Consider the following 21,488-nt stretch of genomic DNA (forward strand, 5'->3'; position numbering starts at 1 on the left):
GCAGGCGACTCAGCGTTCGTAGCCGCGCCGCATGTCGTCGACGATGCGCGGCCGGTCCAATGTCGAGGGCTCGAGGAAGCGCCGCTCGCGGTCCAGCGGGAACACCGCCGCCGCGGCGAGGGTCGCGGGATCGAGGAAGCGCCGCGGCGCGGCCGACGGCGACAACGCGAGTTCCGGTGCGGTGCCCGGCTGCGCCAGGGTGAAGCCCCAGTCTCCGAAGCTCGGCACGTACACGTGATAGGGGGTGACGCCCAGGCCCGCTGCTTCGACACTGGCCACCGTCCGCCAGAACGCATCCGGCGTCGAATACGGGCTGCCCGATTGCACGACGAGCAGGCCGCCCGGATTCAGGGCCGAGGCGGCAAGCCCGTAGAACTCCGTGGAGTAGAGGCGGCCCAGCGCCGGGGTGTCCGGGTCGGGCAGGTCCGCGATCACCGCATCGAACCCGCCGCCGCCTCGTTCGCGCAGCCACCGGAACGCATCGTCGATCACGAGGGTGACCCGATCGTCCTGCAGCGCAGCCGCATTGAGATCCCGCAGGCGGGTGTTCGCCAGATCGACGACCGCGGGATCCAGTTCGATCTGCACGATCTCGCGAACAGTGTCGTGGCGCAACACCTCTCGCGCCGCGAGACCGTCACCGCCGCCGAGGATCAGAACCCGCTCGGGGTTCCGCGCCAGCACCGGATACACCAGCGCCTCGGTGTAGCGGTGTTCGTCACGACTCGAGAACTGCAGGTCCCCGTCGAGGTACAACCGCACGTCGCCGGCACGATCGGTGACGACGATCTCCTGGTACTGGGAACGCTGCGCGAACACTACCGGATCGGGGTACAACCGCTGCCGCGAAGTCGTCTCGATGTCGGCGGCGCGCACCAACAGCCACCCCAGCACGGCGGCCGCGAGCAGCAGCGCGGCGACCGCCAGTATCCGTGCCGCCGGCCGCAACTGCCCGCGCAGCAGGAACAGCGCCGCGACCGCCGCGGCACCCAGGTTCACCATCCCGGTCAGCGCGGCACCGCGGATCAGCCCGGCCATCGGCAGCAGGATCAGCGGCCACACCAGCCCGCCGAGCAGCGCGCCCGCATAGTCGGCGGCATTGAGATTCGCCAGTACCTTCCCGGTTTCGCGGGCGTCGGAGTCCCGACCGGTCTGCAGCAACGTCATCAGCAGCGGCACCTCGGCGCCGACGAGCATGCCGATCGCCGCGGTCGCGACGACGAGCACCCACGTCGACGAGCCGACGAACGTGAACGCGACGTACAGCGCCGCCGCGCTGAGCCCACCGACGAGCCCGAGCACCACCTCGACGCCGACGAAGGCCTGCGCCGCGTACGGCAGCAGCGGCTTGGCGAGCAGCGCTCCGGCGCCGAGAGCCGCAACGAAGCCGGCGACGATCAACGATGTTTCGGTGATGCCGCCACCGGTCAGGCTCACCGACAGGGTGAGCAGCGCCAGTTCGTACACCAGACCGCACGCCGCGCACGCCGCCACCGCGGCGAGCAGCACCACCCGTGCCCGGCGACCGAGGGGCCGCGCCGGGGTGATCGGTTCCGGGTCGAGAATCGTCACGACAATGCGGCGGCGTTGACCAGGCCCACGGAGACGAGCGTGACCGCGACGGCCCATGCCGCCCCACTCATGTGGGGTTCGCCGACCAGCGACACGAGACGCCCGGGCAGCGCCCGGTTCATGATCACCAGTGCCACCGCCTGCAGTACGATCCCGACGAGTCCGTACACGGCCGAATCCACCAGGCCCTGCGCGAATCCGTCGGAGCTGGTGAGGATCGCGGTGACCACGATGATGGCGAGCGCGAGATGGTTGGCGCCGAGCAGCAACGCCGCGTTCGGGTTTCGGTCCACGTACACCTGGTGACGCAGATTACCGGGGGTCAGTGCGTCGAGAACGGCGAATCCTGCTGCCAGGACCCCGATTCCGACGACGAAGTAGGCGAGCGTCGCGAGGACACCGCCGACCAGCAGAGCCGGGTCGACGGTGCCGACCTCGATGTCCGCAGCCAACCAGGTGACGGTCATGTTCTGTACTCCCGAATAGGTGTGTGCGGTCATTTCGCGTCTCCCGATCCGCCCGAGGTGTTACCGGAGGCCGGCGAACCGGGGGTGAAACCCGGTCCGAGATAGGCGTATCCGCCGCTGCTGTAGCGGCCGCCGAGGTCTTCGACGGTGATGGTGCTGCCGCCGCCGGCGGCCGCGCCGACGGTGACGATGTCGTCGTCGTACCGCAGGTACTCGCGACCACCGTCCGCGCTGCGTGCCGCCGGTTCCATCTCGTCGACGATGTTCGCCACCGTGATGCCCACAGGATCCGGGCTGTAGTACGTGGCGATGTCACCGTTCCTGTCGCGCAGTTCGTAGGTGTCCGCGAGCCAGTCCCGGACCGGTGCACCACAGCCGGCGACCGCCAGTGCCATCGCGCCGAGCACGATCATGGCGAACATCCGCTTCACGGCTGCCACCTGCTCTCGGTCTCGACGATCACCGACTCGTCCCGGTAGGGATACAGATGCCAGGTGCGCCAATGCCAGTGCCCTCCGGTCGCGGCGGCGGTCAGGACGGTGAGCGCGTCGCGGTCGCCGGGGAACTCGGCGCACAGCCAGCCGGACCGTCCGGCGGCCTCGGTGCGCAACATCTCGGCGCGGCGGCCGAGCGCTTGGCGGGAGACCGTCTCGATGTGACTGGCGAACCGGTAACCCTGCCGGTGCTCGACGTCGGGCAACGGCCGGCCACCCGCTGCGATCGCGTCGCACGAAACCTGCTCGGTGAGGGTGCGGCCACGCGCGGACGCGGTGACGACGTGCGAGGCACCGAGCACTCCGAGGGTCAGCTCACCCGCGGCGGGATCGGTCAGATTCAGTTCCACGAGCGGACGAGGCGCCGGAGCATCGACGACGAGACCCAGTTGCCCCGCGGACACGTCCCGGGACTCGACGTCGAGCAGATGCACACTCATTGCGCGGGACCGGCGTGGATGACGGTGAGCTCGCTGCGGGTGACGGCGCGCCCGGTGGACACCTCCCACGACGCGGTGCGCGCCCACCGTTCGAACGAGAGCAGGCCGGTGCGGTCGGCGGTCGCGTAGTCGGCGTAGTCGACGGTGCCCGTCGGCGCGGTGCCGGTCGTTCCCTCCGCGGTGAACCGCGCGGTGCCGCGTTCGATCTGCCGGTACACGCGGTCGTCCAGGATCACATCGCCACCCGGTTCCAGCCCGGTGCCCTCGCGACGCATCCACAGCGTCATCTCGAGTTCACCCTCGTCGTTCTCCACGGTCAGCCAGCGACGGCCGGTCGAGCCGTCGAGCAGGTGCTCGTGCCAGCGGTATCCCTCCTCGTCGAGGGTGATGGTGCCGCGCACGACGTGGTCGATGCCCGCGTAGGTGATGATGTCGCCCACCCCGATGGTGTACGGGTCCCACACCTCCGGGTAGTCGGCGAGCGGATCGACCCGTGCGGCCGGCGCCTTCTTGCGTGTCCGGACCACGACGACGACCGTCGCCACCACGACGACCGCGATCAGAACAGCGATCAATATCTCGGTCACAGCTGAAAATCCCCCTCGGATGTATGTCCGGGGCCGACCCTACCGGGGCGAAGTGAGGCATCTCGCGTCATGGGTTGCACCGTGGTTCTCGACACCAGCGGTTCGCCGGACGTCGGTTTCGCGGGGGTAGGTGTGCACAATCGATGGGCCGGACCAACGGCCCGGTACACGTGGACGAAGGACCTCGCCACACGCTGTTCGCCGCCCGTCCCCCGGAAGGCCGGAATGAGTTCCACCGAGAGCATCGTCGATCCGCACCACGGCACACTGCGCAGTCCGCGCTTCTGGGTCGGACCGATCGTCGTCGTGACCGCCTTGATGGCGGCGCTCGCCTATCTGTACCTCGGCAGCATGATCAGCCCCGCCGATCATCTGAGGAAGTTCCCGATGGCAATTGTCAATCAGGACGTCGGCGACGTAATGCCCGGATCGGACGCCCGCCGGAACCTCGGTGAGGAGATCACCGCCGGGATCCTCGACGGCATCGACCCCGAGCGCATCGACATGCAGCCGATGGGTATCTCGGCGATGAATTCCGGGCTCGACAACGGCACCCTGTACGGCGCGATCGTCATCCCCAGCGATTTCACCAAGCGCACCTCGATCCTCGCGCAGGCCAGCGTCGTACCCGGCGACATCGAGAAACCGATCATCACGGTCTACACCAACCCGCGTACCGGCACGTTCGGCACGAACATCACGCAGACCATCGCCGACCAGGCCATGACCACGGTGAACACCACGATCGGCGAGCAGCTCACCCGCACGGTCGAGGACACCCTCGCGACCTCGGCACCGGACCTGCAACTGTCCGGTGGCAGCCGGATCACGCTGGCCGACCCCATCAACGTGCTCACCGTCCCGCACAAGCCGCTGCCCGACAACACCGGTGCCGGTCTGTCCGCCTTCTACTACACGCTGCTGCTGATCCTCGCCGGTTTCACCGGCGGCATGATCGTCAACGCGATGGTCGACCAGTCGCTCGGTTTCCAGCCCGCCGAGTACGGCCCGCGGTTCATCGCCCGCGAGACCACCCACCTGTCCCGGATGCGGGTGCTGCTCGTCAAGTGGGGAATCATGTTCGTCGTCGCGATGATCGTCTCGGCCCTGTATCTGGGGATCGGCACCGCGCTCGGCATGCCGTTCCCGCGCGCGCTGCTGATGTGGGAGTACGGCACCCTCGCGATCACCGCCGTCGGGGTGACCGCACTGGCAGTGGTCTCGATCTTCGGCCAGGCCGGTCTGCTCGTGAATCTGTTGCTGTTCGTCGTGCTCGGCCTGCCGTCATCCGGCGGCACGGTGCCGCTCGAGGCGATGCCGCCGCTGTTCGAGTGGCTCTCGACGTTCGAGCCGATGCACCAGATGTACATCGCGACCCGCGCGATCCTGTACTTCGACGGCCGCGGCGCCGCCGGGCTGACGCACGGTGTGTGGATGACGCTGTTGGGCCTGGCGATCGGGCTGGTGCTCGGCGCGGTGATCACGATGATCTACGACAAGCGCGGATTCCACCGGCGCCCGGACGCCGCGCCCCTGCCCCAGTAGCAACCCTGGTTCCGGTCGGCCCGGCGTGTTGTACTGATGCGACGCGTCTACCGACCGGACGATTCAGGGGGCCCAATGGCCGAATCGGTATCGACGGAAGCACGGAGCGACGACGGATCGATTCCGCCGCCGCGGCGAAAGCTGCCGATCTTCACGATCGTCGCACTCGCGATCGTCGCGTTCTTCGCCGGTGGGATCGGCGGGTCGTTCCAGGGGAAACTCACCGAGGTCCAGAAGAACGACAACGCCTCGTTCCTGTCGCGAACCGCGGAATCGACGCAGGTCGCCGACGAGTCCGAGCGGTTCCTGCCCGTCCAGTACGTGCCGGGGTTCGTGCTGTTCCACCGCGACAGCGGACTGACCGACGCGGATCGCGCGGCCGTCGAGCAGGCACGGACCGCGATCGCCGGGGTGGAAGGTGTCGACGCCGAGGGCATGACCCCGACCGAGTTCTCCTCCGACGGCACCACCGCCGCGGTGTCCGTGCCGTTGCTCGCCACCCGCGACGGCACCGACGTGACCGGCGATCAACTCGTCGCCAGCGAGGAGGCCGTGCTCGACGTCGCGCGCGATGCCGCCGGAGACACCGGGCTGGAGGTGTATCCGGCCGGGGTCGGTGGCTTGCTCACCGCGTTCATCGGCGCGTTCGAAGGCATCGACAGTTCGCTGCTGTTCACGGCGCTCGGGGTGGTCGTGCTGATCCTGCTCGTCGTGTACCGGTCGCCGGTGCTGTGGGTGTTCCCGCTGCTGTCGGCGCTGCTCGCCCTGGGCACGGCGTCGATGATCGTGTACTTCCTCGCCGACGCCGGCATCATCACCCTCAACGGGCAGAGCCAGGGCATTCTGTTCGTCCTGGTGATCGGTGCCGGGACCGACTACGCCCTGCTGCTGGTGTCGCGTTACCGCGAGGAACTGCACACCTATCCGAACCGGTTCGACGCGATGATCCGCGCGTGGCGGGAGTCGGTGGGGGCGATCACGGCCTCGGCGGTGACCGTGACCGTGGCGCTGCTGTGCCTGATGTTCTCCGAGCTCAATTCCAACAAGGGGCTCGGGCCGGTCGCGGCGATCGGCATCGCCTGCACCTACCTGGTGATGATGACGTTCCTGCCGGTGTCGCTGGCGGTCGCGGGCCGGTGGGTGTTCTGGCCGCGCCGGCCGATGCCCGATCACGCCGTCGACCTCGCCACGCACGGGATGTGGGGGCGGATCGCGTCGTGGGTGGGCCGGCACGACCGGCAGGCGTGGATCGGCACCACACTCGCGTTGCTCGTGTTGTTCGCCGCGGGCATCGGCAGCCTGCACACCGACGGGCTCACGACCACCGAAAGTTTCACGACGAAACCGGACGCCGTCACCGGCCAGGAGCTCTACGCCCAGAAGTTCTCCCCCGGCGCCGGCGCACCCGCCGTCGTCACCGCGAACGCCGACACCGCCGATGCCGTGATCGCGGCGATCTCCGGGGTCGAGGGCATCGCGCCCGGGCCGGGCGCGGTGTGCCCGCAGATCGACTACGCGAAGGCGCAGGCCCTGCTCGCCGCGAATCCGAGTCTGGCGACCTCGCCGGTCGCAGGGTGCCCACCCGCAGCACTGACGGTCGCGCCGATCGACGGCCGCACCATGATCAACGCCGAGCTCGCCGACTCCTACGATTCGCCCGAGGCTCTCGCCACGATCGAGCGGCTGCGCGATGCCGTGCACGCGGTACCCGGCGCCGATGCGCGGGTCGGCGGCAACACGGCCGCGACTCTGGACGTGCAGCAGTCCTCGGTGCGCGACCGGAACCTCATCATCCCGATCGTTCTCGTCGTCATCTTCGTGGTGCTGGCCGTGCTGCTCCGGTCGCTGCTCGCGCCGCTGCTGCTCATCGCGACCGTGGTGCTGTCGTTCGCGACGGCCCTCGGTGTGAGCGGATTCTTCTTCACCCACGTCTTCGGATTCGCCGGCGCCGATCCGGCGTTCCCGCTGTTCGCCTTCGTGTTCCTCGTGGCGCTCGGCATCGACTACAACATCTTCCTGATGACGCGGGTTCGCGAGGAAACCGTCGTGCACGGCACCCGATCCGGGGTGCTGCGCGGGCTGGCCGTGACCGGCGGTGTCATCACCTCCGCGGGTGTGGTGCTGGCCGCGACCTTCTCGGTGCTCGGGATCCTGCCGCTGGTGTTCCTCGCCGAGATCGGTTTCACGGTCGCGTTCGGGGTGCTGCTCGACACCATCGTGGTGCGCAGCATTCTCGTCCCGGCCCTGTCCCACGACCTCGGCCGGATCATCTGGTGGCCGTCCGCGCTGGCACGCGGACGTCCGTAGTCCGCACGCGGCGATCGCACCCCACCGCCCACCGACCGGGGTGTCGGAGGGTGCGCGCACACTGGACCGATGCGAATGGTCGTGGTCCCCGACGCCGCTGCGGGCGGTGAGACGCCGGGCGCGAGCATCGTCGCCGTCGACGACACCGGCCGTCCGCTGGGCACGGTGACCCGGCATCGCGATCTCGCCGAGGCCGTGCGCGCCATCGAGGCCGCGGATCGTCCGCGATGGGTCTGGTCGAACACCGCCACCGTGTATCCGGCGCTGTTGCGCGCCGGCGTACGGGTGCAGCGGTGCCACGACCTCGCGACCACCCGCGCGATCCTGGGTATGCGCGCGGGTGTCCCGGTTCCGCTGGGCGACGAGCCGATCGACGACCGTCCCGGCCTGTTCGACGCGGCGCCGGCAGCCGACCCGGACGCGGTGGTCGCCGAGTTCGCCGAGCAACGTACGGCACTGGCCGGCAACGGTCGGCTCGAGCTGCTCGTGGCAGCGGAATCGGCGGGCACCCTCGCGGCCGCCGAGATGGGATTCGACGGACTGCCGTTCTCCGCCGACGCGCACCGGCGGCTCCTCGAGGACGCGCTGGGGCCACGACCGCTCGGATATGACCTGCCCGTGCGGATCGCGGAGTTGAACGAGCGGATCGGCGACGCGTTCGGGCGTCGGCTCAATCCCGCCTCCCCCGCCGAGGTGATCGACGCGTTCCGGCGCACCGGAATCGAACTGACGTCGACCCGCAAGTGGGTGCTGCGGGAAATCGACCATCCCGCGGTGCCGCTGCTGCTGCAACACCGCGACCTGTCGAAGCTCTTCAGCGCCAACGGATGGCAGTGGCTCGACACCTGGGTGCGCGGTTCACGGTTCCGGCCCGTGTACGTGCCGGGCGCGGTGGTGTCCGGCCGGTGGGCCAGCCGCGGTGGCGGCGCATTGCAGATCCCGAAATCGTTACGGTCCAGCGTGATTGCCGAACCCGGACACACGTTCGTGATCGCCGACGCCGGGCAGCTCGAGCCGCGGATCCTCGCGGCGATCTCGGGTGATCCCCGGATGGTCGCGGCGGCCGGCGCCGACGATCTGTATGCGCCGGTCGCGGCGGACGTGTTCGGCGGCGACCGCGGCAAAGCGAAGGTCGCGATTCTCGCCGTCCTGTACGGCGGGACATCCGGCGACGCGCGCCCGCTGTTGCCCTTGCTGCGCAGTCGTTTTCCGATCGCCGTCGACTATGTGGAGCGTGCTGCCCGTGCCGGTGAACGCGGCGAGGTGGTGTACTCGTGGCTGGGGCGGGCGTGCCCGCCGCCGGAGGACGGTTTCCACGCGCACGGTGATGCCCGGGCGCGCGGCCGCTTCACCCGCAACTTCGTCGTTCAGGCCACCGCCGCCGAGTGGGCACTGTGCGTGCTCGCGGAACTGCGCCGACGACTCATGACGGACCCGGATCGCACCGTCGGCGAACTGGTGTTCTTCCAGCACGACGAGCTGGTGGTGCACACCCGCAACCCGGATGCTGCAGCCGCGCACCTCGAGGCGTCGGTCGCGGTGGCGACGCGATTGTTGTTCGGCGACACCGCCGTCCGATTCCCGATGAAGATGTCGGCGCGGACCTCCTACGCCGAGGGCGACGAACCGGCACCGGACGATACCGAGGACGCCGAGTAGACGGCTTCGGTCCACAGGTGTGTCGCGGCGTATGCACGCCACGGGCTCCACGATTCGGCGCGGGCTTCGGCTTCACGGGCCGTCGCGACTCCGAGCGCGCGTCGCAACACCAGGTCGCCGGACGGATAGGCGTCACGGTCGCCGAGGGCACGCACCGACAGGTAGTCGACGGTCCACGGCCCGATTCCCGGCAGCGCAAGCAACTCGGCGCGGAACTCCGGCAACGTCGGGTGCAGGCCGTCGACGGCCGCACGAGCCAGGACCTGCACGGTCCGTGCGCGAGACCGGGTCAGTCCCACCGCGGCGCGCAGCTCGTCGGGGTCGGCGTCGGCGAGCCGGTGCGGCAGCGGGAAACACGTGTATCCCTGCGGCGCGGGGTCGCCGTAGGCCGCGACGAGCCGCGCGGTGAACGTGCACCCGGCCGCGACGCTGACCTGCTGCCCGATCACCGTCTGCACCGCCGTGTCGAACCAGTGGGTGGAGCCGAGCACCCGCAAACCGGGGCGGGCCGCCACCAACGGTGCGAGCAGCGGGTCGACGCTCAGAGCGGCGTCGACGGCGACCGGGTCGGTGTCGAGATCGAGCCAGCGGCGCACCGTCTGTTCGAGTGCCGGGACATCGCCGCGGTGGGTCGCATCGATCTCCGCCCGCACGATCTCGGTGCCGTCCAGCGTGACGGTGACGACGGCCGAACCGTGGTCGCCGCGCACGGCCCGCGTGTGGGTACCGAGGGTCGCGTCGTGTCGTTCGAGACCGGGCACGGTGTGCCCGCGCAGCGCCGCGAGCAGCGGCGCCGTCGCGAACGGCCCGGTCACCGGAAGATCGACGACGGTACTCACGCCGACGACTCCAGCTGCAGCAGTGCGCGTTTGGCGTCGACACCGCCGACGTACTGTCCGATCCCGCCGTCGCTGCGCACCACCCGGTGACACGGAACGATGACCGGCAGAGGGTTTTTCGCGCACGCGGTGCCCACGGCCCGGACCGCGCGGGGACTCCCCGAGGCTGCGGCGATCTCCGCATAGCTCGCCGTGTGCCCGTAGCCGATGGTCGGTAGGTGCACGATGACATCGCGTCGGAAACCGGTGGCGAGCCGTAGATCCAGCGGAAGGTCGAAGGTGTGACGACGGCCGTGGAAGTACTCGTCGAGCTGTCGTGCCGCGGCGTCGAGCCGCGCGGGCGCTTCGAGGATGCGCGGACTGATCCGGCCGGCGAGGTCGTCGAGGATGTCGTCGTATCCTTCGGCTGCGAACGCGACCCGTACTATTCCGGCGTCGGTCGCGGCGACGAGGAGGGGGCCCACGGGCGAATCGACGACTCGATAGGCGAGGTCGAGCAGGCCGGCGGCTTCGGCGTCGACGACGAGGCGGGTGTGCAGCCACGCGAGATCCGTCGTGGGCGCTTGGGGGCGGGGAAGGTTCATCGCCGGGTTCCTGTCTCGAGCTGGTACTGACGGCGCAGCGCGGCCCGTCCGTCCGCTGCGGCACGGCGGGCCGCGTCGGTGCTGTTCCCGAGGATCTCGGCGATCTCCGCGTACGGCAGACCCGCGACGTGGTGGTAGACGACGGCGGCGCGCTGGGTGAACGGCAGTGCCGCGACCGCCTGCCACAGTTCGTCGTCGCCGGAGCCGGGGATACCGGTGGAAGCCGGCCGCTCCGGCAGGGTCTCGGTGGGCACCGGAGTACGGGCGCGGACGCGATGCACGTCGATCGCCTTGCGGTGCGCGATGGTGACGAGCCACGCCTCGACATTGCGGCCGGGCTCGAGGTTCGGGTACGCCCGCAACGCCGCGAGGAACGTTTCGGACCAGGCATCGTCCGCGTCGACCGGCCCGAGCAGTGCCCGACACACCCGCAGCACGGTCGCGCCGTGCGTCGCGACCACCCGTTCGAACGGCGGTAGCCGGTCAGGCCGGGGCATGAACGGTCCGGGACTCGCGGTCGAGAAGGAACCGTTTGCGATCGAGCCCACCCGCGTAGCCGGTAAGGGTGCCGTCGCTGCCGACGACACGGTGGCACGGCACCACGATGCTCACCGGGTTCCGACCATTGGCCGCGGCGACCGCGCGGATCGCCGTGGGGCGACCGATCGCCGCGGCCAGTTCCGCATACGTGCAGGTGGAGCCGTACTCGATCGCACGCAGCGCGGCCCAGACGCTGCGCTGGAACTCCGTTCCCACGAGCGTGAGCGGCATCGTGAACTCGGTGCGGTCGCCGGCGAAATACTCGTCGAGTTGCTCGCGGGCCTGCTCGAAGCCACGGTCGGCCTGCGAACCGAAGGTCGCCGGGTCGGGACGATGCCGATGCTCGGCGAGGTACAGGCCGCTGAGTGCTCCGTCCGTCTGCACCAGCGTCAGCGGTCCGATCGGTGAGTCGATGAACGTGTGGGTTCGCGTCGCCGTCACGGTTTCGATCCTTCCATCAGTCGTCTACCGGGTAGACGCATCGACGAACGCAAACGTGAGACTTCCGGTCGATTCTCGAGCTCTCCCCGAGCCGCCCTTCGGCTGCGGGCGCATTGTGCGCAGCCTGAACAGAACCGGTGACAGGCGGAAATCCCCCGTGGTCGAGTATCGACCGAGTACGTCGCCGGCGGAAACGGCGACCTCTCGAACGCCCGTGAACCACCAGACCGAAAGGGGAGGCACACCCGATGTCGTACGGCCCTGTCGAAATCCCGAATGCCACGGTCGAGGCTGCCCGGTGCCCGAGGTGACCACAGGTTCTTCACCCGCGGTTTCTTCACATACGTTCGACACGACGGCGGTCGACGAGGACGTCCACCCGCTCGACGATCCCATCCGGCAGTCGCTACGCGGAGTACATGCGCATTTCGCACGGTGGTCGGGCCGGATCGGCGGCTACCACCCGGACGTCGCGGGACACATCGGACACCCCTCGGTGATGCAGGACGAGGACTGGGCGGACCTCGCCGCGCTCGTCGGACCGAGCACCGAGGTGGCGGTACGCGAACCGGGACACGAGCCGCCCCCGGGCTGGGAGACGCTCGGCTCGTTCGGTCTCGTCCAGATGGACGGCACGGACCTGGTCGTCGAACCGGATCCGGACCTCGTGGTCCTCGGCACCGCCGACGTCCCGGAGATCCTCGACCTGGTGGCCCGCACCCGGCCGGGGCCGTACCTTCCGCGGACCGTCGAGATGGGCACCTATCTGGGCATCCGGGTAAATGGGCGCCTGGTCGCGATGGCCGGGGAGCGTCTGCATCCGCCGGGGTGGTCCGAGATCAGCGCTGTGTGCACGGATGCCGAGTTCCGCGGGTGCGGGTACGGCACCCGTCTCGTGAAGGCCGTCGGTGCCGGTATCCGCGCACGCGGCGAGATCCCGTTCCTGCACGCATCGGCGGCGAACACGACCGCGATCCGACTCTACGAGACACTGGGGTTCACCCTGCGCAAACGATCCGTGCTGACGCGGGTGCGCACGCCGCCGGAGCGGCCGGTCGTCCCCCGGTAGAAGACATGCGTGGTTTCATTCTTCCGTCGGGTTCGATCTGTTCGACGGAGAAGACATGGAATCACCGGTAGCGACGTATGTGTCTGCGGTACGCAGCTTCTCGGCGTTGGTCCGCACCGTTCCGGAGAACCGCTGGGACGGACCGGGGCTGGGCGAGTGGGACCTCCGCGCCCTGATCGGCCACACCTCACGCTCGTTGACGACGGTCCTGACCTACCTCGACAGCCCTGCCGGTACCGAGGACATCGCGAGCCCGGAGCAGTACTACGTGTACGTGAGGGAGCTGATGTCGGTTCTCGGCTCGGACGAGGTACTCGAACGCGGCCGTCGGGCAGGTGCCGATCTCGGGGCCGACCCGGTGGCGTCCGTCGATACTTTGGCGGCGGCGGTGATCGAACGGCTCGGTTCCGGCGAGGATCAACTGATCCGGGTGATCGGCGGGTCGGGGATCCGGCTGCATTCCTATCTCCCGACGCGAACCTTCGAGCTCGCCGTCCACGGCCTCGATATCGCTGCCGCCGCGGAGGTCTCCTACACACCTCCCGACGATGTCCTGGTGGAGTCCACGCTGCTGGCGGCGAGAACCGCGGTGGCGTTCGGGGACGGGGCGACAGTGCTGAGGGCGCTGACGGGCCGGATATCCCTGCCCGAAGGCTATTCCGTCGTGTGAAGGCGCACAGTCCCCGAAAGCTCTTCCCCGACTCCTCCGGACGGACCGCGACAGCCCGTCCGGCAGGATGAGCGCATGCTGTCGCTTTTCGCCGTTCCTCTCGGTGCCGCCCGCATCGTTCTGGACAGGACCGTGGAGGTCGCCGAGTTCGCGGTGTCCGTCCCGGGCCGCGTCGTAAATCTGCTCGAAACGACCGAGGCCCTGGTGGGACGCATCGACGCCATCGCCACCGACGCCCGCGAGATCGTTGCCCGGATCGACGATGTGGTCACCGACGCCCGCGCGACCGTCGGTCGGGTCGACGCGGTCGTCGACCGCAGCTCCGCGGTGGTCGTGGAGGTGACCGCCGTCGCGGACAGTGCGCAGGAGGTGGTGGCCTCCGTTGCCCGTACGTCCGAAACGGCGAGCGAGCTGCTCGACACCTACGCGCCGGTGGCCCGGCAGGCGGCTCCGCTCGCCACACAGTTCATCGACGAGCTCAGCGCCGAGGAAGTGCACGCCGCGGTCGTGCTGCTCGATCAGCTGCCTGAGCTCGCGGATCGGATGACGGCACTGATGCCCATCCTCGGCACCCTCGAGACCGTCGCCCCGGAAATCCACGAACTGCTCGGGGTCGCGAAGGACGTGCGGCAGGCGATCGTCGGCGTGCCGGGATTCAACTTTCTGCGCCGACGCGGCGAGGAGAAGGAGAACGGCAACGACGCCTGACCGTGTGCGCGGTCAGGCGTCGTTGAAGTTCACCGTCGGTACAGGGACCTATGCCCGGTAGCCGTCCGTCCCGGCCCGGCTGAGCACGAGCCGCGACAGGACCGCTCGCGAGGACAGCTTGAGCAACGCGTCGACGATCTCGACGACGTCGTTCACCTCGAGCATCTCGTTCGCGGGGATCTTCTCCTTGATCCAGTCCGACATGTCGGTGTCGACGTAGGCCGGGGCGATCGCCGACGCGCTGATCCCGTTGCCCGATTCCTCGGCGTTCAGGGTCTCGACGAGGGAGATCAGCGCGGCCTTCGTCGCACCGTAGACGGACAGCCCCGGTTCCGAGTACACGCCGGTAATCGACGACAGTGCAATCACTTTCGCACCACGGTCCGGCTGGGCAGCGGCGGCGGCACGCAGCAGCGGCAGCGATGCCTGCAGCAGCGCGAAGGGTGCGGCCAGATTCACCGCGAGGGTCTTGTCGAAGCGCCGCATCGGGAACTCGGCGATGTTGCCGGCGGTGCCCACACCCGCGTTGAGCACGAGAGCCCGCATGGTCCCGAAGGTTTCCTCGTGGGCTTCGACGACCTGGACGGCTGCGGCCGGGTCGGCGAGATCGACTGCGACGGCCCGCACCTCGGGCGCTCCCGCCTCGAGCAGTTGCGCGGCGACCTTGTCGAGCCGCTCCGGGTCGCGGGCGCTGATGGTCAGGCCGTAGCCCTGCTCGGCGAGGCGGATGGCGACCCCGAGTCCGATTCCGCGGGAAGCGCCGGTGATCAGCGCGCTGCGGTTCAGCTTGCTATCGGAGCTCACGACGTCTGTCCTTTCAGCGCAGCTAGGCCGGCGGCCACGAACGCGGGGACGGAGTCCCCGGCCTTGTCGAATCCGTCTCCGATGGTCGCGCCGGCGCGCCAACGGTGGTCGATGCCCTGGGCGATCACTGCGAGTTTGAAGTTTGCAAGGGCGAGATAGAAATTCCAGTGCGGGATGTCCCGTCCGGTCGCGACCGCGTACTTCTGGACGAGGTCGTCGGTGGACGGCAGCCGCGGACTGGTCCACGCGGCGGGCATGCCGAGCACCAGATCGAGCGCGGGATTGCGGTACACGCACATCAGCGCGAGGTCGGTAAACGGGTCTCCGAGCGTCGCCAGCTCCCAGTCGACCACGGCCACAACCTTTCCCACGTCGTCGCGGGAGAGGATGGTGTTGTCGATGCGGTAGTCGCCGTGAACGATGGACGGCGCGGGCGATTCGGGGATCGAGTCGGCCAACGCCGCGTGCAGCCGGTCGATGTCGGGCAGGTCGCGGGACTTGACGCGCTCCCACTGCCCGGCCCACAGCTTCACCTGCCGGGTCACGTAGCCGTCCGGGCGACCGAACTCACCCAGCCCGGCGGCGCGGTAGTCGACATTGTGCAGTGCGACGAGCACGCGCACGAGTTCGTCGGTGCACGACTCGATTTCGGCATCGCTGAGGGCGTCGAGATCGTCCTTGCTGCGGATCACCTGGCCATCGACACGCTCTACGACGGTGAACGGCGCGCCCATCACCGCGTCGTCCTCGCACAGCGCGACCGTACGCGCGACCGGGACGGCGGAATTCTGCAGCGCGTCCGCGACCCGGTATTCGCGGGCGACGTCGTGCGCCGACGGGGTGAGTCCCGCGGTGGGGGGACGACGCAGCACCCATTCGGACACACCGTCCGAGATGCCGTAGGTGAGGTTCGACTTGCCGCCGGAGATCAGTTCGGCGCGCAACTCGCCGTCGACCGGGACTCCGGAGGATTCGAGGAAACGTTGGAGGGCAGGAAGATCCAGTCCCTCGTGCTTGACGGCCCTCACGACTTCGCCGCCTTCGCAGCGGCAGCCTTGCGGGCGGCACCGACGGTGCGCTTCGCGATGGCCCAGCGGTGCACCTCGGACGGTCCGTCGTACACGCGGAACGGGCGAACCTCGCGGGACAGGCGCGCGAGCGGCAGGTCCTCGGACACGCCCAGACCGCCGCACATCTGCACCGACCGGTCCACGATGCGGAAGATGGCCTCGGCCGCGAAGGTCTTGGCGATGGAGGTCTCGTTCCCCGCGTGCGATCCGCCGTCGAGCGCCCAGCACGCCTGCACGAGCAGAGCGCGAGTGGCGGCGATGTCGATCTCGTTGTCGGCGATCATCTTCTGGATCATGCCGAGGTCGCCGAGACGGGAACCGAAACCCTCGCGTTCGGCGACGTAGCCGACGGCGACGTCGTGGCCGCGACGGGCGGCGCCGAGCCAGCGCATCACGTGCGTCATGCGGGCGGGGCCGAGGCGGACCTGCGCGTAGGCGAAGCCCTGGTCGACCTCACCGAGCACCGCGGAATCCGGAACGAAGAGGTCCTCGAAGAAGACCTCGCAGTGGCCGCCGATCATCGACTTGTCGAGGGTGCTGATGTGCCGGCCGACCTTCAGGCCGGGGGTGTCGGCGGGGGCGAGGAACATCGTCGCGCCGCCGCGCTGGCCGGGCTCGCCGGAGGTGCGGGCCATGATGATGAAGAATCCGGCGCCGTCGGCTCCGGTGATGAAGTGCTTGTGGCCGTTGATCTTCCATCCACCAGCGACCTTCTCGGCCCGGGTGCGCAGCGCGTTGGGATCGGCACCCGCGCCGGGAGCGGGTTCGGTCATGGCGAACGCGGAGCGAGTGTCACCGGCCGCGAGCGGTGCCAGGAACTGCTGCTTCTGCTCGTCGGTGGCGATGTGCGCGAGCATGTGCATGTTGCCTTCGTCGGGCGCGGCGATGTTCAGTGCGGTCGGCCCGAACAGGGAGTAGCCCGCCGCCTCGAACACCGGGGCACGATCGACCATGCCGAGTCCGTGACCGCCGTATTCGACCGCCACGTGCGGGGCGAAGACACCGGCTTCCTTGGCCGCCTTCTGCAGCTCGATGCGGGCAGCCTCGCCGCCGGCCGCGGCGATGTCACCGCCGTGGGCATCCTCGACGGGCAACACCACGTCGCGGATGAAGTCCTCGGTCTTCGCGACCAGGTCGACCACCTGATCGGGATACGACAAATCGACAGCCATCGCGCACTCCTTCCGTCACCGACCGATCGATCGCTCGGTCGTATTCACGGTGACACATCGACACCGGCAGGGTCAACCCTGGGGCGAAGTCAGCGAGCGCCGACGGCGCTGCGTGCGATGGCCAGATACCGCTCGACGATCTCGTCCGGCGGCAACGGACCGTCGGCCCGATACCAACTGGCCACCGCCACGCACATCGTCGTCACAGCCCGGCTCGCATCCTCCGGATAGGGCGTCGTGAACTCACCCGCGGCAACGCCGTCACGCACGATCTCGTCGACCATGCGCTGCTGGATGTCCCGCAGCGCGACGAACGCCTCCCGACTCTCGGGTTCCATGCTGCGCATCTCGGTGGATGCGACGAACGCTTCGTTGCGCCGGAACATGTGGAATCGCAGCAGCGACTCGACGACCGCGTCGAACCGCTCGGACGGCGTCGGGCCCGCCTCGGCCAAGGCCCGGCGACTGCGGTCGAGCAGGTCGTTCATCACCGTCGTGGTCAGCGACATCAGCAGCGCCTGCTTCGACGGATAGTGGTGATAGAGGCCGGGAACCGAGAGTCCTGCACGCGAGGCGATCTCACGGATCGAGGTGCCGTCGTAGCCACGTTCGGCGAACGCCTCGAGCGCAGCTGCCAGCGGTTTCGGCAACACCGCCGGTTCGTACGTGCGCCACGAGCCGGGGCTGCCGGCGTCGGTTTCCTCTCGGGTGTCCATGGAGAACACCGTAGGCGACGCCGGCAGCCGCGTTCGACCGTCCGCGCAGGAATCAGTAGTCGTTGTCGCCGTACAGGACGACCCCGCGCAGGTTCTTCCCGTCGTGCATGTCGGCGTAGCCCTGGTTGATGTCCTCGAGCTTGTACGTCGTGGTGACCAGGCCGTCGAGTTCGAGTTGCCCGCTGCGGTACAGGTCGAGCAGCTTCGGGATCTGCGACCGCGGTCCGACACCACCGAAGATGGCGCCCTGCAGGCGCTTCTGCAGGAGGGTGAGCTCGAACAGGCTCAACGTGACCTGGGTGTCGGTCGCCGCACCCATACCGGTCACCACGACCTGCCCGCCCTTGGCGGTCAGCCCCAGTGCCGGCGCGATCATGTCGCCGTGGATCTCGCCGACGGTGATGATCGTGACCTCTGCCATTGAGCCCCAGGTGATCTCGCCGATGACCGGGGCTGCTTCCTCGATCGACGCGAACGTGTGGGTGGCGCCGAACTCGACGGCCTTGTCGCGCTTGAACTGCACCGGGTCGATCGCCACGACGTGCCGCGCGCCCGCGTGGGCCGCGCCCTGCACCGAGTTGATGCCGACACCGCCGACGCCGATCACGACGACGGTGTCGCCGACCTGGGTGCCACCGATCGCGGTGGCCGATCCCCACCCGGTGGCGACACCGCAGCCGAGCAGCGCCGCCTTCTCGAGCGGGATGTCCTTCTCGATCTTGATGACGGAAGCTTCGTTGACGGTGACATACGGCGCGAACGTGCCCAGCAGGCACATCTGGATGACCGGTTCACCGCGCAGGCTCACCCGGTTCGAGCCGTCCGCGATGGCCTGACCCGTGAGCAGGTTCGCACCCATGTCACAGATGTTCTGCAGGCCCTTCGCACACGAGCGACAGCGACCGCACGCGGGGATGAACGCGAGGACGACGTGGTCGCCTTCCTCGAGGTTCGTCACGCCGGGCCCGACCTTGGTGACGACACCGGCGCCCTCGTGCCCACCGAGGACCGGGTAGAACGGCACCGGCGTGGCCCCGCTGCGGAGGTGCTCGTCGGAATGGCACAGACCGGAAGCGGCCAGGCGGACCTGCACCTCACCGGCGACCGGGTCGCCCAGGTCGATCTCGTCGATTTCCCAGGGCTGACCGATTCCCTTCAACACTGCGGCCTTGATCTTCACGGACCCCTCCATCCACGGCTTGTGTGACACGAGTCACCGTGAGTGAAGCAGGCCCGCAGAGGTTCGGCAGCGAATTCGCCGAACCGTTTCCCCCGACCCGACTTCTCGGTACAGTCGGTAACAGTAATTTGCGTCACGAAGGGTTCGACGATGATCCACGTCCAACACAGCGCCGTCGCGGCAGTTCCTCTCGATATCGCGTTCGCGTACGTGGACGACCACCGCACGGTCCCCGAGTGGATGTTCGGGGTCAGCCGGTTCGAACCGGTCGGCGCGCAGGTCAGCGGGCTCGGCGCGGTCTTCGACGCCGCGATGCAGATCGGTCCGAAGAGCCTCGACACCCGCCTCGAGATCGTCGAATGGGAACGCGACCGCATCATCGTGCTCGAGTCGGTCGCGGGTTTCCGCACGTCGTCGAGCTGGACCTTCACCGACCTCGGCGGTTCCTCCCGGCTCGACGTCGACTTCGGGTACGAGCTGCCCGGCGGCCTCGCCGGGCGCGCGCTGGGGATGCTCATCGAGCCGGTCGTCGGCACCGCGGTCCGCCAGACCGAGCAGGCCCTGCGCACGCGCCTCGGCCAGCTGGTCTGATCAGACGTTGCCGCGCGCGGCCTGCTCTCGCCTGTCGCCGGCCCCGATGAATTCCGCTCCGCCCGGCGGTCCGATCCCTGTGGAAACCCACGAAGGGAGAAGCGGATGAAGCTCACGGTGACCACGTTCGTCTCGATCGACGGAGTGGCGCAGGGTCCGGGCGGCCCCGAGGAGGATCTCAGCGGCGGCTTCGAGCACGGTGGTTGGGTCGTGCCGCTGTTCGACGACGACACCGGTGCCTTCATCGAGGAGGTGTTCGGCCGAGGCGATGCGTTCCTGCTCGGCAGGAAGACCTACGACATCTTCGCCGCGTCGTGGCCGAACGCCACCGATCCCGACGACATCGTCGCCGACCGCCTCAACACCCTGCCCAAGTTCGTCGCCTCCACCACGCTGACCGATCCGAAGTGGGGGCCGACCACCGTGCTCGACGGCGACATCGTGTCTGCCGTGGCCGAACTGAAGAGCCGTCCCGGTCGTGAACTACAGGTACACGGCAGCCTCGAGCTCGTGCGCACGCTCCACGAACACGATCTCGTGGACGAGCACAACCTGCTGACTTTCCCGGTCGTCGTCGGTCAGGGTCGCCGGCTGTTCGCCGAACGCGGTCTCGATACCCGGATGTCGCTCGTCGAGTCGCGCAGCACGAGCACCGGCGTGATCATCGCCGTGTACCGGCGGGAAGGGCGTGCCGAATTCGGAACGATGGAAGTCGAGTGAGGTCGATCCGGTCGGGAACTCGGTGAGCCCAGTGACACCCGGTTCGTGCTCACCCCTCCTCGAGCACGAATCCTGCTGGGCTGCAGATCCTCTGATGTTCCCGACCGGATCAGCCGACCGGCCGAACCCTCCCCCGGTTTCGGCCGGCCGGACATTTTCGATACGGATGTTTCGACGTCGACGCCGACTCGATGCCTGTCAGCGGTACGAGTAGTCCGAGTACGACGGGAGATCGTTCATCGCCGACATGGCAGCGGCGAAGATGACCACGTAGAACACGATCAGCGCGATGACGAAGATCGCCCACACGAGCAAGGCGATCCTGCCGAGTCGCTTCGCGCTGTCCGACGACGCCTGCGCACCCGCGTAGTCGCCCATCGCCCACAGCGGGTACACCTTCGCCGCATGCGAAAACGCCGAGAACGCGAGCGGCCAGAAGAAGATCAGTGCGGCGACCGCCCAGCCGGTGTTCTGCGGCGGCAGCGCCGGGCGGACCTGCTCGACGGGAGCGTGGTACTGGAATCCGCCGGGCTGAATGTTCTGAATCTGTTGAGTCACGTCGCCTCCGTGTGCATCCGTGTTGCCGTTCGTCCGAAGATCAGATGCAGCGGCGATGCGAAATGTTCCCGACGACTTTGTGGGCCTCCGGCCCCGGTGTGCCTTTCTGGCGGTCAGGGCCGCCGGAAAGGCACACGGCCGTCACAGCGCCGCGCGCGCTCCGGCGATGTACGCGTCGGCGTCGAAATCCTCGATCAACGACTTCTGGACGATGAATCCCTGGGCGAGACCCAGAACGATCGGGGCGCGCTCGGCGGCCCAGGTACGCGAGTCGGTTCCGATCTCGGACGGGTGCTCCTCGGCCCAGGCAGAGAGCAGGTCCGTCACGAAGGCGCGCAGTCGGCCGAACACCGCGCGGACGAGTTCACCGATTTCGGGGTCGATGGTGCCCTCCGCCCACAGCTGGAGGACGGCGCTGCCGAGTCCGCCTTCGTCGAGCTTGTGCAGGAGTGCGGCGACGATATCGCCGGGCCCTTCGACCGCGAACCCACTGTCATCCGTGAGTGCACTGCCTCGATCGCCGAGTACGTGGTCGGCGACAGCGACGAGGAGCTCCTGCTTGCCGCCGAAGTAGCCGTAGATCGCGCCGGCCGACAATCCGGATTCGGAGATGATGTCGGCCATCGTCGTGCGCTGGTATCCCGAGCGCGCGAAGCAGCGCAGGGCGGCATCGATGATCTCCGCGCGCCGCGCGACGCGATGCGCCTGACTGACCCTGGGCACGACCGGTTTTCCTTCCATCCTCTCGAGCTGTT

Annotated in this window: 24 protein-coding genes; 8 read left to right on the top strand and 16 right to left on the bottom strand. The window is 68.7% G+C overall.

Annotated elements, in window-relative coordinates; all coding sequences use genetic code 11:
- Positions 1 to 9: 9 nt before the first annotated feature.
- From ACN675_RS06990 to ACN675_RS07010, 5 genes are read right to left on the bottom strand one after another with little or no spacing between them, the layout of a single operon-like run.
- Complete coding sequence (locus ACN675_RS06990) at positions 10 to 1,566, bottom strand: polyamine aminopropyltransferase (protein WP_420750197.1); 1,557 nt, start codon at positions 1,564 to 1,566, stop codon at positions 10 to 12.
- Positions 1,567 to 1,568: 2 nt separating this feature from the next.
- Positions 1,569 to 2,039, bottom strand: coding sequence for a DUF350 domain-containing protein (locus tag ACN675_RS06995; RefSeq protein WP_420750198.1), 471 nt, complete (start codon positions 2,037 to 2,039; stop codon positions 1,569 to 1,571).
- Positions 2,040 to 2,068: 29 nt separating this feature from the next.
- On the bottom strand, positions 2,069 to 2,479 hold the full coding sequence (locus ACN675_RS07000) for a DUF4247 domain-containing protein (protein ID WP_420750166.1): 411 nt from the start codon (positions 2,477 to 2,479) through the stop codon (positions 2,069 to 2,071).
- Positions 2,467 to 2,973: a DUF2617 family protein gene (locus ACN675_RS07005; protein ID WP_420750167.1), complete on the bottom strand. Its 507-nt coding sequence runs from the start codon at positions 2,971 to 2,973 to the stop codon at positions 2,467 to 2,469. The genes ACN675_RS07000 and ACN675_RS07005 overlap by 13 nt, the downstream gene beginning before the upstream one ends.
- Positions 2,970 to 3,560, bottom strand: a complete 591-nt coding sequence (locus tag ACN675_RS07010; protein ID WP_420750168.1) for a DUF4178 domain-containing protein — start codon at positions 3,558 to 3,560, stop codon at positions 2,970 to 2,972. The genes ACN675_RS07005 and ACN675_RS07010 overlap by 4 nt, the downstream gene beginning before the upstream one ends.
- Before the next feature lie 225 nt (positions 3,561 to 3,785).
- On the opposite strand from ACN675_RS07010, the gene ACN675_RS07015 reads away from it, so the two are divergent.
- The 3 genes from ACN675_RS07015 to ACN675_RS07025 all read left to right on the top strand — a co-directional run bounded on the left by ACN675_RS07015 (position 3,786) and on the right by ACN675_RS07025 (position 9,071).
- Entirely contained in the window at positions 3,786 to 5,105 is a 1,320-nt protein-coding gene (locus ACN675_RS07015) for a YhgE/Pip domain-containing protein (RefSeq protein WP_420750169.1), read from the top strand.
- Between the two features lie 75 nt (positions 5,106 to 5,180).
- A complete protein-coding gene (locus ACN675_RS07020; protein ID WP_420750170.1) occupies positions 5,181 to 7,412 on the top strand; it encodes an MMPL family transporter in 2,232 nt (743 codons plus the stop codon).
- A gap of 69 nt (positions 7,413 to 7,481) precedes the next feature.
- A complete protein-coding gene (locus ACN675_RS07025) occupies positions 7,482 to 9,071 on the top strand; it encodes a bifunctional 3'-5' exonuclease/DNA polymerase (protein ID WP_420750171.1) in 1,590 nt (529 codons plus the stop codon).
- On the opposite strand, the gene ACN675_RS07030 is transcribed toward ACN675_RS07025, so the two are convergent.
- Genes ACN675_RS07030 through ACN675_RS07045 form a run of 4 tightly spaced genes read right to left on the bottom strand, consistent with a single transcriptional unit; the run spans position 9,020 to position 11,475 of the window.
- Entirely contained in the window at positions 9,020 to 9,910 is an 891-nt protein-coding gene (locus ACN675_RS07030) for a DNA-3-methyladenine glycosylase family protein (RefSeq protein WP_420750172.1), read from the bottom strand. The two genes, ACN675_RS07025 and ACN675_RS07030, sit on opposite strands and share 52 nt — an antisense overlap.
- The gene (locus ACN675_RS07035) at positions 9,907 to 10,494 is read right to left on the bottom strand and encodes a methylated-DNA--[protein]-cysteine S-methyltransferase (protein ID WP_420750173.1); all 588 of its coding nucleotides are present in this window, start codon (positions 10,492 to 10,494) and stop codon (positions 9,907 to 9,909) included. Before ACN675_RS07035 ends, ACN675_RS07030 begins: the two co-directional genes overlap by 4 nt.
- Positions 10,491 to 10,991 (bottom strand): RNA polymerase sigma factor, encoded by a 501-nt coding sequence (locus tag ACN675_RS07040; RefSeq protein WP_420750174.1) that lies wholly within the window; start codon positions 10,989 to 10,991, stop codon positions 10,491 to 10,493. The genes ACN675_RS07035 and ACN675_RS07040 overlap by 4 nt, the downstream gene beginning before the upstream one ends.
- Positions 10,978 to 11,475, bottom strand: a complete 498-nt coding sequence (locus tag ACN675_RS07045) for a methylated-DNA--[protein]-cysteine S-methyltransferase (RefSeq protein WP_420750175.1) — start codon at positions 11,473 to 11,475, stop codon at positions 10,978 to 10,980. The genes ACN675_RS07040 and ACN675_RS07045 overlap by 14 nt, the downstream gene beginning before the upstream one ends.
- Before the next feature lie 307 nt (positions 11,476 to 11,782).
- Between ACN675_RS07045 and ACN675_RS07050 the strand changes: the two genes are divergently transcribed.
- The 3 genes from ACN675_RS07050 to ACN675_RS07060 all read left to right on the top strand — a co-directional run bounded on the left by ACN675_RS07050 (position 11,783) and on the right by ACN675_RS07060 (position 13,922).
- Positions 11,783 to 12,544, top strand: a complete 762-nt coding sequence (locus tag ACN675_RS07050) for a GNAT family N-acetyltransferase (protein ID WP_420750176.1) — start codon at positions 11,783 to 11,785, stop codon at positions 12,542 to 12,544.
- Positions 12,545 to 12,599: 55 nt separating this feature from the next.
- Positions 12,600 to 13,214 (top strand): maleylpyruvate isomerase N-terminal domain-containing protein, encoded by a 615-nt coding sequence (locus tag ACN675_RS07055; protein WP_420750177.1) that lies wholly within the window; start codon positions 12,600 to 12,602, stop codon positions 13,212 to 13,214.
- Positions 13,215 to 13,289: 75 nt separating this feature from the next.
- Positions 13,290 to 13,922 (top strand): ribulose 1,5-bisphosphate carboxylase large subunit, encoded by a 633-nt coding sequence (locus ACN675_RS07060; protein ID WP_420750178.1) that lies wholly within the window; start codon positions 13,290 to 13,292, stop codon positions 13,920 to 13,922.
- Positions 13,923 to 13,970: 48 nt separating this feature from the next.
- Here ACN675_RS07060 and ACN675_RS07065 read toward each other — a convergent pair whose 3' ends face one another.
- The 5 genes from ACN675_RS07065 to ACN675_RS07085 form a co-directional block, all read right to left on the bottom strand.
- Positions 13,971 to 14,708, bottom strand: a complete 738-nt coding sequence (locus ACN675_RS07065; RefSeq protein WP_420750199.1) for an SDR family NAD(P)-dependent oxidoreductase — start codon at positions 14,706 to 14,708, stop codon at positions 13,971 to 13,973.
- Positions 14,709 to 14,722: 14 nt separating this feature from the next.
- Entirely contained in the window at positions 14,723 to 15,754 is a 1,032-nt protein-coding gene (locus ACN675_RS07070) for a phosphotransferase family protein (protein WP_420750179.1), read from the bottom strand.
- Positions 15,751 to 16,968 (bottom strand): acyl-CoA dehydrogenase family protein, encoded by a 1,218-nt coding sequence (locus tag ACN675_RS07075; RefSeq protein WP_420750180.1) that lies wholly within the window; start codon positions 16,966 to 16,968, stop codon positions 15,751 to 15,753. The genes ACN675_RS07070 and ACN675_RS07075 overlap by 4 nt, the downstream gene beginning before the upstream one ends.
- Positions 16,969 to 17,057: 89 nt before the next feature.
- On the bottom strand, positions 17,058 to 17,684 hold the full coding sequence (locus ACN675_RS07080; protein ID WP_420750181.1) for a TetR/AcrR family transcriptional regulator: 627 nt from the start codon (positions 17,682 to 17,684) through the stop codon (positions 17,058 to 17,060).
- A 52-nt stretch (positions 17,685 to 17,736) separates the two neighbouring features.
- Entirely contained in the window at positions 17,737 to 18,864 is a 1,128-nt protein-coding gene (locus tag ACN675_RS07085) for an NDMA-dependent alcohol dehydrogenase (RefSeq protein ID WP_420750182.1), read from the bottom strand.
- A gap of 150 nt (positions 18,865 to 19,014) precedes the next feature.
- On the opposite strand from ACN675_RS07085, the gene ACN675_RS07090 reads away from it, so the two are divergent.
- Positions 19,015 to 19,455 carry an SRPBCC family protein gene (locus ACN675_RS07090; protein WP_420750183.1) on the top strand — a complete coding sequence of 147 codons (441 nt, stop codon included), beginning with the start codon at positions 19,015 to 19,017 and terminating at the stop codon, positions 19,453 to 19,455.
- Between the two features lie 105 nt (positions 19,456 to 19,560).
- Complete coding sequence (locus ACN675_RS07095; RefSeq protein ID WP_420750184.1) at positions 19,561 to 20,175, top strand: dihydrofolate reductase family protein; 615 nt, start codon at positions 19,561 to 19,563, stop codon at positions 20,173 to 20,175.
- A gap of 198 nt (positions 20,176 to 20,373) precedes the next feature.
- Here ACN675_RS07095 and ACN675_RS07100 read toward each other — a convergent pair whose 3' ends face one another.
- Entirely contained in the window at positions 20,374 to 20,733 is a 360-nt protein-coding gene (locus ACN675_RS07100) for a CD225/dispanin family protein (RefSeq protein ID WP_420750185.1), read from the bottom strand.
- 141 nt (positions 20,734 to 20,874) lie between these two features.
- A complete protein-coding gene (locus ACN675_RS07105) occupies positions 20,875 to 21,456 on the bottom strand; it encodes a TetR/AcrR family transcriptional regulator (protein WP_420750186.1) in 582 nt (193 codons plus the stop codon).
- Positions 21,457 to 21,488 lie beyond the last annotated feature (32 nt).

The organism is Rhodococcus sp. O3, assembly GCF_048897285.1.
Classification (GTDB): Bacteria; Actinomycetota; Actinomycetes; order Mycobacteriales; family Mycobacteriaceae; genus Rhodococcus.